Source organism: Pseudomonas sp. SDO524_S393, assembly GCF_054071875.1.
In genome coordinates this window covers 16,222-31,566 of record NZ_JBSVVZ010000023.1, presented here as the reverse complement: position 1 = coordinate 31,566, position 15,345 = coordinate 16,222, and the positions used below count along the sequence as shown (strand labels likewise).

Genomic DNA, 15,345 nt, shown 5'->3' with positions numbered 1-15,345 from the left:
CAGGCATAAAAAAACGCCCCCGGCCTTCCGACCGGGGGCGTTTTTCATTCAGCCTGAGCTAACTCAGTTCTTGGCTTTCTTGGCAGCGCGGGTACGCTCGCCTTCGTCCAGGATCTTTTTGCGCAGACGGATCGACTTCGGCGTCACTTCGCACAGCTCGTCGTCCTGGATGAATTCCAGGGCCTGTTCCAGGGTGAAGCGAACAGGTGGAACCAGGGCGATGGTTTCGTCTTTACCCGAAGCACGCATGTTGTCGAGCTTCTTGCCTTTGGTTGGGTTGACGCCCATGTCGTTGTCACGGCTGTTCAGACCGATGATCTGACCGTTGTAGATCTCTTGACCGTGTTCAACGAACAGCTTGCCACGCGCCTGAAGGGTTTCCAGGGAGTAGGTCAGCGCCTTGCCGGTTTCTACCGAGACCAGAACACCGTTCTGACGGCCGGACATGTCGCCGGACTTCATGGTGTCGTAGCGATCGAAGATCGAGGTCAGGATGCCAGCACCGTTGGTCAGGGTCAGGAACTGGTTACGGAAACCGATCAGACCACGCGCAGGGATGTTGTATTCCAGACGTACACGGCCCTTGCCATCCGGCACCATGTTGGTCAGGTCGCCCTTACGCAGGCCCATCTCTTCCATCACCTTGCCCTGGGATTCTTCCGGGGTGTCGATGGTGACGTTTTCGAACGGTTCCTGCTTCACGCCTTCAACCTGACGGATGATCACTTCCGGACGGCCTACAGCCATCTCGAAGCCTTCGCGACGCATGGTTTCGATCAGTACCGAGAGGTGCAGCTCACCACGGCCGGAAACCTTGAACTTGTCAGCCGAGTCGCCTTCTTCAACGCGCAGTGCAACGTTGTACAGCAGCTCTTTGTCCAGACGCTCCTTGATGTTACGGGAGGTCACGAACTTGCCTTCTTTACCGCAGAACGGCGAGTCGTTCACCTGGAAAGTCATGGAAACGGTTGGCTCGTCAACGGTCAGCGGCTTCATCGCCTCGACGTTGTCCGGGTTGCACAGGGTGTCGGAGATGAACAGCGACTCCATACCGCTGATGCACACGATGTCGCCCGCTGCCGCTTCTTCAACGTCGATGCGGTGCAGACCGTGGTGACCCATCAGCTTCAGGATGCGGCCGTTGCGCTTCTTGCCGTCGGCGCCGATGGCGACAACCGGGGTGTTCGGCTTGACGCGACCACGGGCGATACGGCCAACACCGATAACACCCAGGAAGCTGTTGTAGTCCAGTGCAGAGATTTGCATCTGGAACGGACCGTCACGGTCAACCGCCGGCGCCGGTACGTTGTCGACGATCGACTGGTACAGCGGGGTCATGTCTTCGGCCATGTCGGTGTGGTCCAGACCGGCAATGCCGTTCAGGGCCGAGGCGTAGACGACTTTGAAGTCCAGCTGTTCTTCGGTGGCACCCAGGTTGTCGAACAGGTCGAAGATCTGGTCCAGAACCCAGTCCGGACGCGCGCCTGGACGGTCAACCTTGTTGATGCACACGATCGGACGCAGGCCGGCTTCGAACGCCTTCTTGGTCACGAAACGGGTTTGCGGCATAGGGCCGTCCTGGGCATCGACCAGCAGCAGCACGGAGTCAACCATGGACATTACGCGCTCTACTTCGCCGCCGAAGTCGGCGTGGCCCGGGGTGTCCACGATGTTGATGTGGTAGCCGTTCCAGTTGATGGCGGTGTTTTTGGCCAGAATGGTAATGCCGCGCTCTTTTTCCTGGTCGTTGGAGTCCATCACGCGCTCGTCGTTGAGCTCGTTGCGCTCCAGGGTGCCGGATTGACGCAGGAGTTTGTCTACCAGGGTGGTTTTACCATGGTCAACGTGGGCGATGATGGCGATGTTGCGTAGATTTTCGATCACTTGTGTATCTCGATCAGAGGATTCGGTGTGCTGACAGGTCGTGGCAGCGATTAACAATAGAGTCAGGCCTTGCCGTTACAGCTTGACGGCAGAGTCGGGGGGCCGATGACGCAGGCCACAGGCAAACAGCCCCGGGCTCTTAGCTCGGTCGATAAACGCGCACATTGGCATGCCCCTCACTGAGCAGATGGTGGGCATGCAGGCGACTCATCACGCCTTTGTCGCAATACAGCAGGTACTGACGGCTGTTATCCAGTTCCTTGAAACGCGCGTTCAATGCATAGAACGGCAGCGTTTGTACGTCGATGCCGGCGACTTCCAGCGGCTCGTCTTCAGCGGCATCCGGGTGACGGATGTCGATGACGATCTGGCCAGCCAGGGCTTCGCTGACTTCTTCGATCTGCACATCCTGGCCCAGTTCGTCGATCACGCGATCGATCGGGACCAGCCTGGCGTTCTCGAGCGCACGCTCCAGAACCGCCATGTCGAATTCTTTCTCTTCATGCTCCACGCGGTGACGCTTGGCGTGGGTCTTGGGGTTCACCGAGATGACCCCGCAGTATTCCGGCATGTGGCGGGCAAAGTTGCCGGTACCGATCTGGTCCGCCTGGTCGATGATGTCCTGCTTGTGGCTGGCGATCAGCGGGCGCAACACCAGTTTTTCGGTGACGCAATCGATGATCGACAGGTTCGGCAGCGTCTGGCTCGACACCTGGGACAGCGCTTCGCCGGTCACCAGTGCGTCGATGTGCAGGCGGTCAGCGATTTTCGACGCCGCGCGCAACATCATACGCTTCAATACGACACCCATATGACTGTCGTCGACTTTGCCGAGAATTTCGCCGAGCACTTCCTCGAACGGCACGCTCACGAACAGCACACGCTGGGAGCTGCCGTATTTCTTCCAGATATAGTGCGCAACTTCCATCACGCCCAATTCGTGTGCACGCCCGCCCAGGTTAAAGAAGCAGAAGTGGCTCATCAGGCCACGGCGCATGATCTGATAGGCCGCGACGGTCGAATCGAAACCGCCGGACATCAATACCAGTGTCTGTTCCAGCGCACCCAGCGGGTAACCGCCGATGCTGTTGTGCTGGCTGTGGATCACGAACAACCGTTGGTCGCGAATTTCGATGCGCACTTCGACTTCAGGCGATTTCAGCGAAATTCCGGCTGCACCGCACTCGCGACGCAGCTTGCTGCCGACGTATTTCTCCACGTCCATGGAGCTGAACGGGTGCTTGCCGCCGCGCTTGCAGCGCACCGAAAAAATCTTGCCCTCGATGGCCTGGCCGAAGTGCTGCCTGCACTTCTCGGTGATGTCATCGAAGTCGCCCAGCGGGTACTCGTCCACTTGCAGGAAATGCGCGATGCCCGGCATGCAGCTCAGGCGTTCGGTCATTTCTTTCAAGGCTTTGGCGTCGGTGACGCGGGTTTCCAGCTCGAGGTTGTCCCACACGCCGTTCACCACCACAGCCGGGTCCAGATCGCGGAGCACGGCACGGATGTTCTTGGCCAACTGACGGATGAAACGCGTCCGTACCGGTCGGCTCTTGATGGTGATCTCGGGGAAGACTTTAACGATTAATTTCATGGAAACAGCGCGCGCCGGGCCTGCTGAAAAAGGGGGGCGCGGATTATAGCGGAAATCGCTCAAGGTTTAACCAGTTAATATGTACAGGTGCCGCAAGGCACCATAAAGGTGCGCAAATGAGAAAAAATGCCACATTACAGTGCGATATTTTTTCCATTCGAGCGCAATGCACCTTTATAGGGGCTATTTTGAGGCAAAAAACCCATGTCGGGGCACTGGCATGCAATTTGCTCTCTTGTGAGGCAGGTTGCCATGGCGGAGTATCCGCGCCGGCATCACCCATATTCTAGGGCTAACTCCACTACCCCAGCCCGAAGCCACCCGGAGGACACTATGTCGAAGTCGGTTCAACTCATCAAAGATCATGACGTTAAATGGATTGATCTGCGCTTCACGGACACCAAAGGCACTCAGCACCACGTGACCATGCCGGCTCGCGACGCGCTGGAAGACGACTTCTTCGAAGTCGGCAAGATGTTCGACGGTTCCTCCATCGCTGGCTGGAAAGGCATCGAAGCCTCCGACATGATCCTGCTGCCGGACGACGAAACCGCCGTTCTGGACCCGTTCACCGAAGAACCGACCCTGATCCTGGTGTGCGACATCATCGAACCTTCGACCATGCAAGGTTACGACCGCGACCCACGCGCCATCGCTCACCGCGCCGAGGAATACCTGAAGACCACCGGTATCGGTGACACCGTCTTCGCAGGTCCGGAGCCAGAGTTCTTCATCTTCGACGAAGTGAAGTTCAAATCCGACATCTCCGGCTCCATGTTCAAGATCTACTCCGAGCAAGGTTCGTGGATGTCCGACCAGGACGTGGAAGGCGGCAACAAAGGCCACCGTCCAGGCATCAAAGGCGGCTACTTCCCGGTTCCGCCGTTTGACCACGACCACGAAATCCGTACTGCCATGTGCAACGCACTGGAAGAAATGGGTCAGACCGTCGAAGTTCACCACCACGAAGTGGCAACTGCCGGCCAGAACGAAATCGGCGTCAAGTTCAACACTCTGGTGAAGAAAGCTGACGAAGTTCAAACCCTGAAGTACGTTGTACACAACGTTGCTGACGCCTACGGCCGCACCGCGACCTTCATGCCGAAGCCTCTGTACGGCGACAACGGTTCGGGCATGCACGTTCACATGTCCATCGCCAAAGACGGCAAGAACACCTTCGCCGGCGAAGGCTATGCCGGCCTGTCGGAAACCGCCCTGTACTTCATCGGCGGTATCATCAAGCACGGTAAGGCCCTGAACGGCTTCACCAACCCGGCGACCAACTCCTACAAGCGTCTGGTACCTGGCTTCGAAGCCCCGGTGATGCTGGCCTACTCGGCTCGCAACCGTTCCGCCTCGATCCGTATTCCTTACGTCAACAGCCCACGTGGCCGTCGTATCGAAGCACGCTTCCCGGACCCGGCTGCCAACCCGTACCTGGCTTTCGCAGCACTGCTGATGGCCGGCCTGGACGGCATCCAGAACAAGATCCACCCTGGCGACGCCGCCGACAAGAACTTGTACGACCTGCCGCCTGAAGAGGCCAAAGAGATCCCACAAGTGTGCGGCAGCCTGAAAGAAGCCCTGGAAGAGCTGGACAAGGGCCGTGCGTTCCTGACCAAAGGCGGCGTGTTCAGCGACGACTTCATCGATGCCTACATCGCCCTGAAAAGCGAAGAAGAAATCAAGGTCCGCACCTTCGTACACCCACTGGAATACGAGCTGTACTACAGCTGCTGATCCGGTAGCGCTGCTTGACGCGGCGTAAAAAAAACTCCCAGTCGGCGCAAGCCGCTGGGAGTTTTTTTGTGCCTCGGTTTACGCCAGCGCATCCCACCCGCGTACCAGACCGAGCAGATGCACGACCCCGTACAACAGGCAGATCACGGAACTGACAATGATGAAGCGAGTGCTGCGCCCGGTGCCGATCAGGGCGAATGGCCCAAGCAGTGCGCGCACAAGATAGATCAGCGTGATCACGCACAACGCAGGACGCAACAAGGGGAGCGGCCCTATAACCCCGGCGCCGGACAAGGCGTAAGCGCCCCAGCTGGCAAGCACCAAGGCAATCGCGAGCGTGATGATGGCGGGAAACCAGCGCCCCTCCTGCGCCGCAACGGCCATGCGCTCGCCCGCACCAAACAAGCGATACCAGGAGGGGCCCACCAGAATCACGCCAATGTGCGCCAAGGCCGCCAACAGGCTGAGCCCTCCTCCTATCAACAGTGCCACGTTGTATCCATTTGCCATGCGGTCACTCCTTGCTGCACACCTGTGAGGATCAGAGAGCGCCTTCAGCCAAATTCATCGCCTCGGCCTCGCGCACCAGGTAGGGCAGTTTATTGGGCTTTTGACTCCATTGCGCGTGATCCGCCAGGGGAGGAATACGCTGCAGGATCACCGGCCAGTGGTTAACCAACTCGGCATTGAGCGCAAGAAAATGCCGATTACTGTCATCCAGCCGGTTTTCAGCGGCAATGGCTTCCTCGGGACACTCCGGCACACATAAACCACAGTCAACACACTCCTCCGGGTTGATGACCATGAAATTCGGCCCCAAGTGGAAAGCGTCTGCCGGGCAGATGTCGACACAGTTGGTATGACGGCATTGAATGCAGTTGTCAGTCACTACGTAGGTCATAGCGTGCCTCGTATATGTCTGGTGGGTTCAGGCCGTAAGGCCGCCATCGATCACGAACGTCTGCCCGGTGATGTAGTCGGCCTGGCCTGACAACAAAAAGCTGGCCAGGGCTGCCACTTCACGGACCTCGCCAAAACGCTTGAGCGGAATGGTGTCAGTGATCGATTTGCGCACCGGGTCGGCAATCTGCTCGACCATTTCCGTTGCAATGAAGCCGGGCGCAATCGCGTTGACCGTGATCTTGAAGCGTGCGAGCTCCAAGGCCATGGTCTTGGTGATCCCGATCATCGCCGCTTTGGTCGCCGAATAGCCCAGTTGCCCCTTGTTGCCTTTCAGCCCACTGACCGACGACATGTGCAAGATCTTGCCGCGGCGTTCGGAAGCCATTGCCGGTGCCAGGCATTTGCTGAAATACACGGCGGAATCGAGGTTGGTCGAGACGACATCGCGGTAACGCTCAATATCGAACTTGAACAGCAACTGGTCGCCGGTGATGCCCATATTGTTGATCAGCCCATAGGGTTCGCCGAGGGTCTGCACCAACTCTGTACACACGGCCTCGACCGAGCCGTGATCCCGCCCGTCACAGGCATACCCGCGCGCCCAGCCACCCTCGGCCTCGACTTCCTGCTCAAGCTCACGCGCGGCGGTCGCTGACGACTGATAGGTGAATGCCACTTGGTAGCCTTCCCGCGCCAGGGCTAACACCAGCGCACGTCCAATGCCGCGACTGCCGCCCGTGACCATTATCCATTTGCCGTTTGAAGCCTGTTGAACACCCATGACATAGATCCTTCAGCCTGTTAAGCACTTTGCCGTTACACCACCGGCAAAACGGTTTTCCGAGTTTCCGCACGACTGAAGAACTCAAAGATCTCCTCGAAGTAACGGTCTCGATGCTTCTTGTGGTTTTCCAGATGGTTGCAGCCGTCAAAACCCACCACATGCAACGCCTCGCAACATCGACGCAATTGCGTGACGCCGGCCTCGTCAATAAAGCGGTCGTTGCGGCCATAGAGGTAGGCGATCGGCAGATGCCGTACACCTTGCAGCGAGTGGTCGATGGCACAGGTTCCGGTGGGTACCGCCAGGCGACTGGCACTGAGCCAGCGCATGACCCAGCGCAGCGGCCCGCGCGTGAAGTAACTGCGCATCGAGACCGGCACACTGTCCAGCACTGCGCAGGTGAAGGGCGTCGCGTCCTGTGCCAGCGCATGGGCCACGTGGTATCCACCAAATGACCAGCCCATCAGATGGATAGGCAAGCCAGGGTTGTCCCGCGAGACCTTCCTGGCGATCGCCAACACATCCTCGGCAAACGCTCGCCCGCCGATGGTGCTGCCACCAAAGCCTTTGAAGTTGAACGTGACCACGTGATACCCCTGTTCGAGAATCACCTGATCGAACCTGTTTTCGAAGAAGTAATGCATGCCGTACTTGAGAAACGGATGACACAAAATCACCACGCCCCGGGGCTGCATCACATCGGTGCGCTGCGTCGTCCCTTCGAGCCGGCTGCCGTCGCGCGCCACCTCGACGAAACCTGTCGCGCGCGCCGGCACTTCGCGTTTCCAGCCCTGCACCTGGCGAAACATCACCCGGATAAACAGCCTGGACAGGACACTGCCCAACCCGTTCGGTGGCGGCGCGCCCCTGCTCATGCACGCCTCCACTGCCGAGCTTTCATCTCGGCATAGCCGAACGCGGCCTCATAGCTGGGACCAGCCACCCAGGCACTGAGAAACTGCACGCCCTGCACCGGAAAGCCATGATGGAACACGTGCCCCTTGAGATCGGTACCCACCATCGCGCCGTAGCCAGAGCCGTCGGTGTTGTTGGTGAATTTCACATAGGTGTGCGGCGTCGCCACTTCCGTATGCAGGATATGTCCACGCAACCCCGGCACATGCTCCAACAGACGCTCAACCAGCGTGTCGCAGGCCCGTTTCTTCTTGGCGCGATAGTCCTCGGTCCGACGCTGCGGCCAATGGCCGATCGAGTCGAGCACGTTGATACACACGACCTGGCCCGCAGCAGGGTCCAGCGCGTGGTAGTTGGTGACCTCGACCGGTGACATCGCCCAGAACGCCCGCTCACTGAGCGACGCTTCATAACCGCTGCGCTCGGCCTCTATGCGCAGTTCGGCAGCGGCTGCCGGCTCAGCGGCGAACATCATTGACTCACTGTGATGCAAACCCAGTTGCGCCGGTGGCACATCGGTCACCAGGTAGACCGTGGTGGTAGAACGTGCCGGCTTCAACGCCGTGAGTTTTTCCCGGGTAGCCGTCAGCTCCACATCCGCCGCGAACAAATGCTGTACCGCGTAGTGCGGGGAGGCATTGATGTACACCCGTGACGAATGGAATACGCCACGGTTGGTACGGATACCGGTGGCATTGCCTTGCCCGTCGGTCAGTACCTCCTCGACCCGCGTACCGAGCTGGATCTGCCCACCCGCCTGCTCGACCTGTCGGGCCAACAGGTTGGATAAATGCTGTGAAGAACCGCGGACATAGGCATTGCCACGGTTGAGCGTGGCGTACACCACATGCAGGTAATACAAGTAACCCAGGTCTTCGGAGTAACCACCGACATAGATGCCGGGCGCCGCCAGGATTTCGATCAGATAGGGATCGTCGAACAGCTCCGCCAGCGCCTGGCGCACGGTCTTGTGCTTCAGGTTTCGATGGGCGAAACGCAGTTGAGCCATGTCCGGCTCAAACGTGCCGTCCATCATCTGGAACTGGTAATAACCGTTGCGACCATAGGTCCGAACATGCTCGAAAAAGGTCGCAATGGCCTCGGCCTGGTGAGCGAAGCGCTCGGTCAACTGACGCTCGACGTCGTCCGCGTCATTGGCCAGCGCCAACGCAGTCCCGTTCTGGTAGGCACAGAAATAGTCCTGGGGGTAAACCAGGTCCAGCGCTTCTTCCAACCCGAGACTGCGCAGGATACGAATCAGGTTGCCCTCCTCGTCCATGCCGCTGAGCTTGTGCAGGCTGCAGTCGAAGACCGCCTCTTGCTTCGGACGGCTGAACGTGGAGGCATAGCCGCCGACGACGATATGCTTATCCACCATCAGCAGGCGAATGCCTGGATTACGCTTCACCAGCATGGCCGCACAGGCCAGGCTGGTGATCCCCGCACCGACAAAGATCGCGTCCCAATCGGCGTCACTCATTGGCGCAACCCCAGCTTGTCGACCCAGGCGTAGATCTCGGCAAACCGCTCGTCATTGAGCTTGGCGTTGCTTGCGGAGCGCCAGACTTCCTCGATCTGCGCCTTGTCATCCGGGGCGACCGGAAATGTGAACGAGGTGTGCAGCGCGATTTCCGGGTTGTAGGTAAACATGTCGATCAGCACCGGCATGATCCGACTCGCCATGGCCCGCACCTGCGCGATGGCTTCAGGACTCGCCGTTTCAAAGAACGACTCGCTGATCCAGCGACCAAAGGCAATGTGCCGCGCCTCATCATGGTGATGCTCACGAAACATGGTCCGGGTCATCGGCTCGATGCCCGTGCCTTGGGAAGTGTGCATCGCCCCCAACTCCGCCACCCATTCGATCAGCAGCGTGAACAGCACGCCCACCGCCGGCTCCATCTTCGGCAACGTCACCGTCAGCAACTCGAACAGGCCGACCGGCGGCTTCCACAACTGCAACCCGGCCTTTGCCATGAACCGTTTGAATGTCAGGGTGTGCACGATCTCCTCCTTGGAGAAGACCATCAGATACTCCTGCAGGTCTTCGGAGATAGTCTCGTGAAACTGAGTGACATAGCCCATGTACAACGGCGGAATCGTCTGCTCCAGCCAGATGAACATGGAGATATCACGCCCCGTCTCCAGCCATGCCAGTTCCAGCTTCTGTGCGTCACTCAAGCCCTCGATAAACCGTGTACCGTTGATCCACAGATGATCGGGGTTCTTGGGGTACAGGCTGAGATCAATCTCTTGGTCCCAGGGCAGCACCGTTGCGTGGTCCATGGTCCTGTGGTGCGAGACGGCACTCAGCTTGCGGACCTTGGACTCCCTTGCCTTTGAAATGGTGAGTGTCTGCTTGGACATTCCCCTGCTCCTCTGCGTAACTGAGAATCTGCCGATCAGGCAGGGACGGCCGCCGATGCCTTGAGCTCGACCACGAACTCACACAGCTGACGCAGCGTGGCGATCTTGCGACTGGCGAACGAATCCGGGTCCAGCGCCAAACCGATCTTCTTCTGCACCACGACTTGCATTTCAACGAAATCCAGGCTGTCGAGCTCCATCGACTCGATGCTGGTATCCAGGGTTACCGCATCTTCGTCGACATCCTTGAGCTCCAGAATCAGATCGCGAACAACAGCAAATACTTCAGATACAGTGGTCATTGCACAGCTCCTTCGTGGGTTAAATCGTTTTTGCCATCAGGCCAAGCGTGATGGTCATGACGTGGCGCTCATTGACGTGCACCCCCAGATCGAGCGTGCCCACGGCTTTGCCGGGGCTTTCGATCAGGGTGATGTTGTCGATTTCACAGCGAATGTCGGTTGGCAATTCGTCAAGCGAACGCAACGACGAACAAAAGGTGATCTGGTGGCTGGTCTGCACCACCAGGTGGTTCGTCAGGTCCTCCAGCCGGTCGAGCCGGGTTTGCTGGCGAAACTGTGGAGACAGGCGCTCGAAGACCACGTCGAGGTGGTGTCGAATGAAGTAGGAAAAGATCAGCGCATCGAGTGCCACCCAATCATCCATTCCGCGACCGACGTCATCACGAAACGCTGCGAGCCAGGCCGTGACCTCATCGCGCGCCAGCGAAAAGCCAGGAGTACTGGACAGCCACAACGGCGCCTCGACGTTGCGCACATGTCCAATGACATGCTCACCGCCGCCCACGCTGGGCTGCAACTTGAAGCCGGTGCTGTCGCTGCGCTCACGAGTCGACAACGCGACCTGGCTGTCACGCAGCACCGGCGCCTTGAGCAGCGCCTTGAATTGCACCCACTCCTCGGGCAGAACCTGATTGACCCGCCCCATGTGGTGCTTGATGGGCAGCATCGTGAGCATGCCGTGGACCACGATATCGTCAGCGGCCATTTGGCGTGCCGCCTCACGGTCGAAGTGAATCGGGTTACGGTCACCCGAGAGGTCCGCCCAGGCTTCGATCTGCTCGGCTCCAAATTGCAGCTGCATGATCAGACCACCTTGCGCAGCATGATGCCGGCGTTGGCACCACCGAAGCCGAAGCTCAGGTTCAGCACATTGTTCAGGTCTTGCCCATGCAAGTGCTCGTTAGGCACGTAGTTGAGGTCACACTCGGGATCGGCCTCATCCATATGGATAGTCGCCGGGATCGTCCCTTGGGCGATGGCCTTGAGGCAGAAGATCGCCTCCACGGAACCTGCGGCACCGATCAAATGGCCGGTATAGGACTTGGTGCTGGACATCGGGATGCCGTAGGCGGCATCGCCCAGCGCCAGTTTGACCGAGCGGGTTTCGTTGACATCGTTGAGCGGCGTCGACGTACCGTGCAGGTTCACGTAATCGATCTGAGACGCTTCGACACCGGCTTGGCGGCAGACGTCATTGATCACCCGAACCCGCGCCTGCATGTCTTCGGCCGGAGCCGTCATGTCGTAGGCGTCCGAATAGTTGGCGTAACCGGTGATCTCCCCCAGAATCCGCGCGCCGCGCGCCCGCGCCGACTCGTACTCTTCGAGGCACAGCACCGCCGCACCCTCCGAGAGCACGAAGCCACTACGGCCTTTGCTGAACGGGCAACAGGCCAGGCGAGTATTTTCCTGCTCCTTGCTCAACGCCTGCATCACATCAACCGACCAGACGTTGAACTGCTCCTTCAACGACTCGCTGCCGCCCGCAATCATCACTTTGGCGCGGCCACCACGGATCGCCTCATAGGCTTCACCAATGGCAATGGTGCCTGTTGCACAGGCCGCCACCGGGCTGTTCTGGATACCCCGCATGTTCCAGTTCATGGTGATGCCGGCAGTCGCGGCGTTGCACATCGACATAACCGTCGCAAACGACGTCGAGATGCCATGCTCACGGTATTCGTTGTTATTGCTGTTGGCCGTATCGAGCCCACCCCAGCCGGTCCCCAGAATCACACCGCGATCAAAGGGCGAGACCACCTCATCCAGCGGTGTGTCACCAAACGCCATTTGCAGCGCTTCATGGGTCGCTACCAGGCTGTATTTGGCGAAAAGCGGCAACATCTTGGAGATTTTCTTCGGAAACGGGCGCATCGCCTCGCGACCGAAATCTTCGATGAAACCGAAATAACGGGCATGGATACTGGGATCGTCAAAGCTGTGCCGACGGTATCCGACCTGATAATCCATCATGGCGTCCCAGATGGCGTCGACATTCGGGCCAAGCGAGCAAATAGCCCCGTAACCGGTTACAACGACCCGACGCGGTTCTGAAGAAGCGAACTCTTTCATGTTCTTACCTGTTTCGATGTCTTGGCTGGGCATGCCTTGCAAAATAGTGAGCAGTGCAAGCCTGCGCTGACTACTCAGACTTCCGATGGCATGTTCGGGCATATGTAAAAGTTGAGGCTCAAGCTACACAAATTGTGCAGCCAGACTTCACAAACTTTTACTTTTAAAAACTTTCGGGGTGTGAGTGGCGCAACATTGAAGCGCCGCTGGGGATAATTTGTCGCAGCCCTTCCAGCAATACAACTGTATCTAAGTGCAGGTGACAACCAACGGGACAGAACTAAATAATAAATCTCGAACCTGCACCAAAGTACAGATTGCCAATTGACAGGCATTGATGCCTGAGTAATAGCAAAATGCTTTCTATCCGCTGAAAACCTCACGCTCAGAATCACACACAGGCAAAAGCCCCCTTTTTGCGCTCAACACTGCAAACTAGAGTATTTATACTATGGAAATAGTGGAATTCTACGTGCTCGAATATAGTGCGACGCCCCACGCCTGGGCATCTGACTTATATAGTTTACGTAAACAAGTGTTCGCCGATCGTATGAACTGGAAGGTTAATATCAGTGGTGGCCTCGAATTCGATGAGTACGACAACGAACAGACGACCTATTTGATCGGCGCTATAAATGGGATCCCATTAGCAGGTCTTCGCCTGATCAATACGTTAAACCCTTACATGGTGGAAGGTCCCTTTAGAGACTTCTTCCGTATTGCCCCCCCCAAACATGCGCGCATGGCCGAATCCAGCCGTTTTTTTGTCGACAAGACTCGCTCTCGCGCACTGGACCTGGGTCACATGCCATTGACCGAAATGTTGCTTTTCAGCATGCACAATTACGCCGCCAGCAGTGGGCTGGACTCGATCATCACGGTGGTGAGCAATGCCATGGGGCGGATCGTGCGCAACGCCGGTTGGCATTACGACGTGCTGGACAGCGGCGAGGCCTCGCCGGGAGAAAAGGTGTTACTGCTGAACATGCCCGTGAACGAGTTCAACCGCCAGAGACTGCTGCTCAACATCGAACGCAAGCACCGCTTGCCATGGGATCAGGCAAGCCAGTGGCCCCGCCGCCTGCACTGGCACGAGCCCTTGTTCGACAGGCAACGACGCTGCGGCGCTTGAGTCAGAGAATGCCCTTGCGCTGAGCCTCATACACCGCTTGTTTGGCATTGCAGACGTTCAGCTTCTCGGAGATGTTGGACATGTGAAATTTGACCGTCCGCTCGGAGATCGCGCAGATCAGCGCGATCTCCCGGTAGGACTTGCCCATCATCACCCACTTGAGCACCTCCAGCTCCTTCACCGACAACGGCCCGCTCTGAGCGCGAAAAAACAACTCATCGAGTGTTCTCAGACTTAGCAATCGATGATGGAAATGAATCAGTGCCATTTGTAAGCGCGCCTGCTGGCCCACCATAAGCCGATCAACTTCGGATTGCGGTCCACCACTGGACAAACTCAAGGAGCTGAACATGCCACTGGCATCATGCAATATAAAAGTTGCGCCAGAGGATATCTCGTACTGGCTTGATCTTCTTAATAATTCCTGACTCTTTTCACTGGCGATTGCCTGGCGCGCATCACTCCAGGAAAAAGGCGCACAGCACTTCAGGCCATGCTGAATAATAGGATCCACTAAGTGATAGCTGCCCTCTTTATACGTTTTCAGCCACGCTTCCGGATAATTAGATATAACCAGAGGTGGCACTTCGCGATTACGGGGAACAGCGAAATAAGCATAACTTAAGCCTTGCAGGTCTCCCAGCAGAAATTCAAGCTCGTTACGCAAATGAGTATCGTCAACCAGGGAGCGATCCATGAAGTTATTTCTGCTTTCCATATTATGAGCTCGTCATTACATACTGGAACCGCGAGATAATCACTCAACCTTGGGAGGGGGCATTAGATTTAGCGCGATGTGCTCAGCCGGCTTCCGACCGCGCAATTTACGCATACTAAATACCCGTCAATAAAAGTCAAGCGTAGGATTTATCTGAAATTAATGGGTCGAGTTAATCAAATTGAAATCAATGATGATGACCATGTCTTCTATTTGATAGCTACCTGGTTGCAAGGCAAGATAAGGTGTTGCGCTTCTATGGAGAAAATTCGTGGCCACTCGACTCATACTCGCTTTAATGCTCTTCAGCACCACCGCGTTTGCTGCTCCGCCCACTCTCGCGCCTTTACTCGGCAGCATCGCCGAACGCCTGACCATCGCCGACCAGGTGGCCTTGAGCAAATGGGACAGTCACAAGGCCGTGGAAGACCGCCCGCGGGAACAGGACGTCATCAACAGCGTGAAAACCCAGGCGCCGAGCTACAAACTGGACCCAGCCGCCGCCGAGCAGTTTTTTTCGGCGCAGATCGAAGCCAATAAACTGGTGCAGTACACCCACTTGTCCGACTGGGCATTGCAAGGCAAGGCACCTGACGCTCCACGGCCGGACCTTGTGAAGCAAATACGCCCGCAGTTGGATGAACTGCAAAAACGCCTGCTGCAGCAATTGGCCGACTTCACCCCGCAACGCACCGACCCGCAGTGCCCCGCATGGCTCGCCCAAGCCGTACATCAGCCGCTGAACGATCCACTGCGCCAACTGGCAATGATCCGCGCCACCGCCGAGCTGTGCATCCACAAAGGCTGAAGCCTGCAAACCCGATCAAAATGTGGGAGCTGGCTTGCCTGCGATAGCGGTTTTGAATGCACCACCGCTATAGCCGGCAAGCCAGCTCCCACACTGCCCACATCCTTCCAGGCGATTCAGCGTAA

The 15,345-nt window shown here is 57.7% G+C and carries 15 protein-coding genes; 3 read left to right on the top strand and 12 right to left on the bottom strand.

The window, feature by feature from the left end; genetic code table 11:
• Positions 1-63: 63 nt before the first annotated feature.
• A complete protein-coding gene (gene typA, locus ACW9IB_RS12620) occupies positions 64-1,884 on the bottom strand; it encodes a translational GTPase TypA (RefSeq protein WP_457368156.1) in 1,821 nt (606 codons plus the stop codon).
• A gap of 139 nt (positions 1,885-2,023) precedes the next feature.
• Complete coding sequence (gene thiI, locus ACW9IB_RS12615) at positions 2,024-3,478, bottom strand: tRNA uracil 4-sulfurtransferase ThiI (protein ID WP_457413896.1); 1,455 nt, start codon at positions 3,476-3,478, stop codon at positions 2,024-2,026.
• Positions 3,479-3,811: 333 nt separating this feature from the next.
• Between thiI and glnA the strand changes: the two genes are divergently transcribed.
• Complete coding sequence (glnA, locus tag ACW9IB_RS12610) at positions 3,812-5,218, top strand: glutamate--ammonia ligase (protein WP_169428462.1); 1,407 nt, start codon at positions 3,812-3,814, stop codon at positions 5,216-5,218.
• Positions 5,219-5,296: 78 nt separating this feature from the next.
• Here the strand turns inward: glnA and ACW9IB_RS12605 are convergent, their stop codons facing one another.
• Genes ACW9IB_RS12605 through ACW9IB_RS12565 form a run of 9 tightly spaced genes read right to left on the bottom strand, consistent with a single transcriptional unit; the run spans position 5,297 to position 12,562 of the window.
• Positions 5,297-5,728: a hypothetical protein gene (locus ACW9IB_RS12605; protein WP_457413894.1), complete on the bottom strand. Its 432-nt coding sequence runs from the start codon at positions 5,726-5,728 to the stop codon at positions 5,297-5,299.
• 31 nt (positions 5,729-5,759) lie between these two features.
• Positions 5,760-6,119: a ferredoxin FdxA gene (gene fdxA / locus ACW9IB_RS12600; RefSeq protein WP_457368159.1), complete on the bottom strand. Its 360-nt coding sequence runs from the start codon at positions 6,117-6,119 to the stop codon at positions 5,760-5,762.
• 27 nt (positions 6,120-6,146) lie between these two features.
• Positions 6,147-6,902: a 3-oxoacyl-ACP reductase FabG gene (fabG, locus tag ACW9IB_RS12595; RefSeq protein ID WP_457413893.1), complete on the bottom strand. Its 756-nt coding sequence runs from the start codon at positions 6,900-6,902 to the stop codon at positions 6,147-6,149.
• Positions 6,903-6,937: 35 nt separating this feature from the next.
• Entirely contained in the window at positions 6,938-7,780 is an 843-nt protein-coding gene (locus ACW9IB_RS12590; RefSeq protein ID WP_457368161.1) for an alpha/beta hydrolase, read from the bottom strand.
• Positions 7,777-9,300 carry a phytoene desaturase family protein gene (locus ACW9IB_RS12585; RefSeq protein WP_457413891.1) on the bottom strand — a complete coding sequence of 508 codons (1,524 nt, stop codon included), beginning with the start codon at positions 9,298-9,300 and terminating at the stop codon, positions 7,777-7,779. Before ACW9IB_RS12585 ends, ACW9IB_RS12590 begins: the two co-directional genes overlap by 4 nt.
• Positions 9,297-10,187: a diiron oxygenase gene (locus ACW9IB_RS12580; RefSeq protein ID WP_457413890.1), complete on the bottom strand. Its 891-nt coding sequence runs from the start codon at positions 10,185-10,187 to the stop codon at positions 9,297-9,299. Before ACW9IB_RS12580 ends, ACW9IB_RS12585 begins: the two co-directional genes overlap by 4 nt.
• 35 nt (positions 10,188-10,222) lie before the next feature.
• Positions 10,223-10,489, bottom strand: a complete 267-nt coding sequence (locus ACW9IB_RS12575; RefSeq protein WP_457368164.1) for an acyl carrier protein — start codon at positions 10,487-10,489, stop codon at positions 10,223-10,225.
• A 19-nt stretch (positions 10,490-10,508) separates the two neighbouring features.
• Positions 10,509-11,291, bottom strand: coding sequence for a MaoC family dehydratase (locus ACW9IB_RS12570; protein WP_457413889.1), 783 nt, complete (start codon positions 11,289-11,291; stop codon positions 10,509-10,511).
• Positions 11,292-11,293: 2 nt separating this feature from the next.
• Positions 11,294-12,562 carry a beta-ketoacyl-[acyl-carrier-protein] synthase family protein gene (locus ACW9IB_RS12565; protein WP_457368166.1) on the bottom strand — a complete coding sequence of 423 codons (1,269 nt, stop codon included), beginning with the start codon at positions 12,560-12,562 and terminating at the stop codon, positions 11,294-11,296.
• 451 nt (positions 12,563-13,013) lie between these two features.
• Between ACW9IB_RS12565 and ACW9IB_RS12560 the strand changes: the two genes are divergently transcribed.
• Positions 13,014-13,694: an acyl-homoserine-lactone synthase gene (locus tag ACW9IB_RS12560; protein ID WP_457413888.1), complete on the top strand. Its 681-nt coding sequence runs from the start codon at positions 13,014-13,016 to the stop codon at positions 13,692-13,694.
• A 1-nt stretch (position 13,695) separates the two neighbouring features.
• Here the strand turns inward: ACW9IB_RS12560 and ACW9IB_RS12555 are convergent, their stop codons facing one another.
• Complete coding sequence (locus ACW9IB_RS12555) at positions 13,696-14,391, bottom strand: LuxR family transcriptional regulator (protein ID WP_457413886.1); 696 nt, start codon at positions 14,389-14,391, stop codon at positions 13,696-13,698.
• A 292-nt stretch (positions 14,392-14,683) separates the two neighbouring features.
• On the opposite strand from ACW9IB_RS12555, the gene ACW9IB_RS12550 reads away from it, so the two are divergent.
• Positions 14,684-15,220, top strand: coding sequence for a chorismate mutase (locus tag ACW9IB_RS12550; protein WP_457413885.1), 537 nt, complete (start codon positions 14,684-14,686; stop codon positions 15,218-15,220).
• Positions 15,221-15,345: the final 125 nt, after the last annotated feature.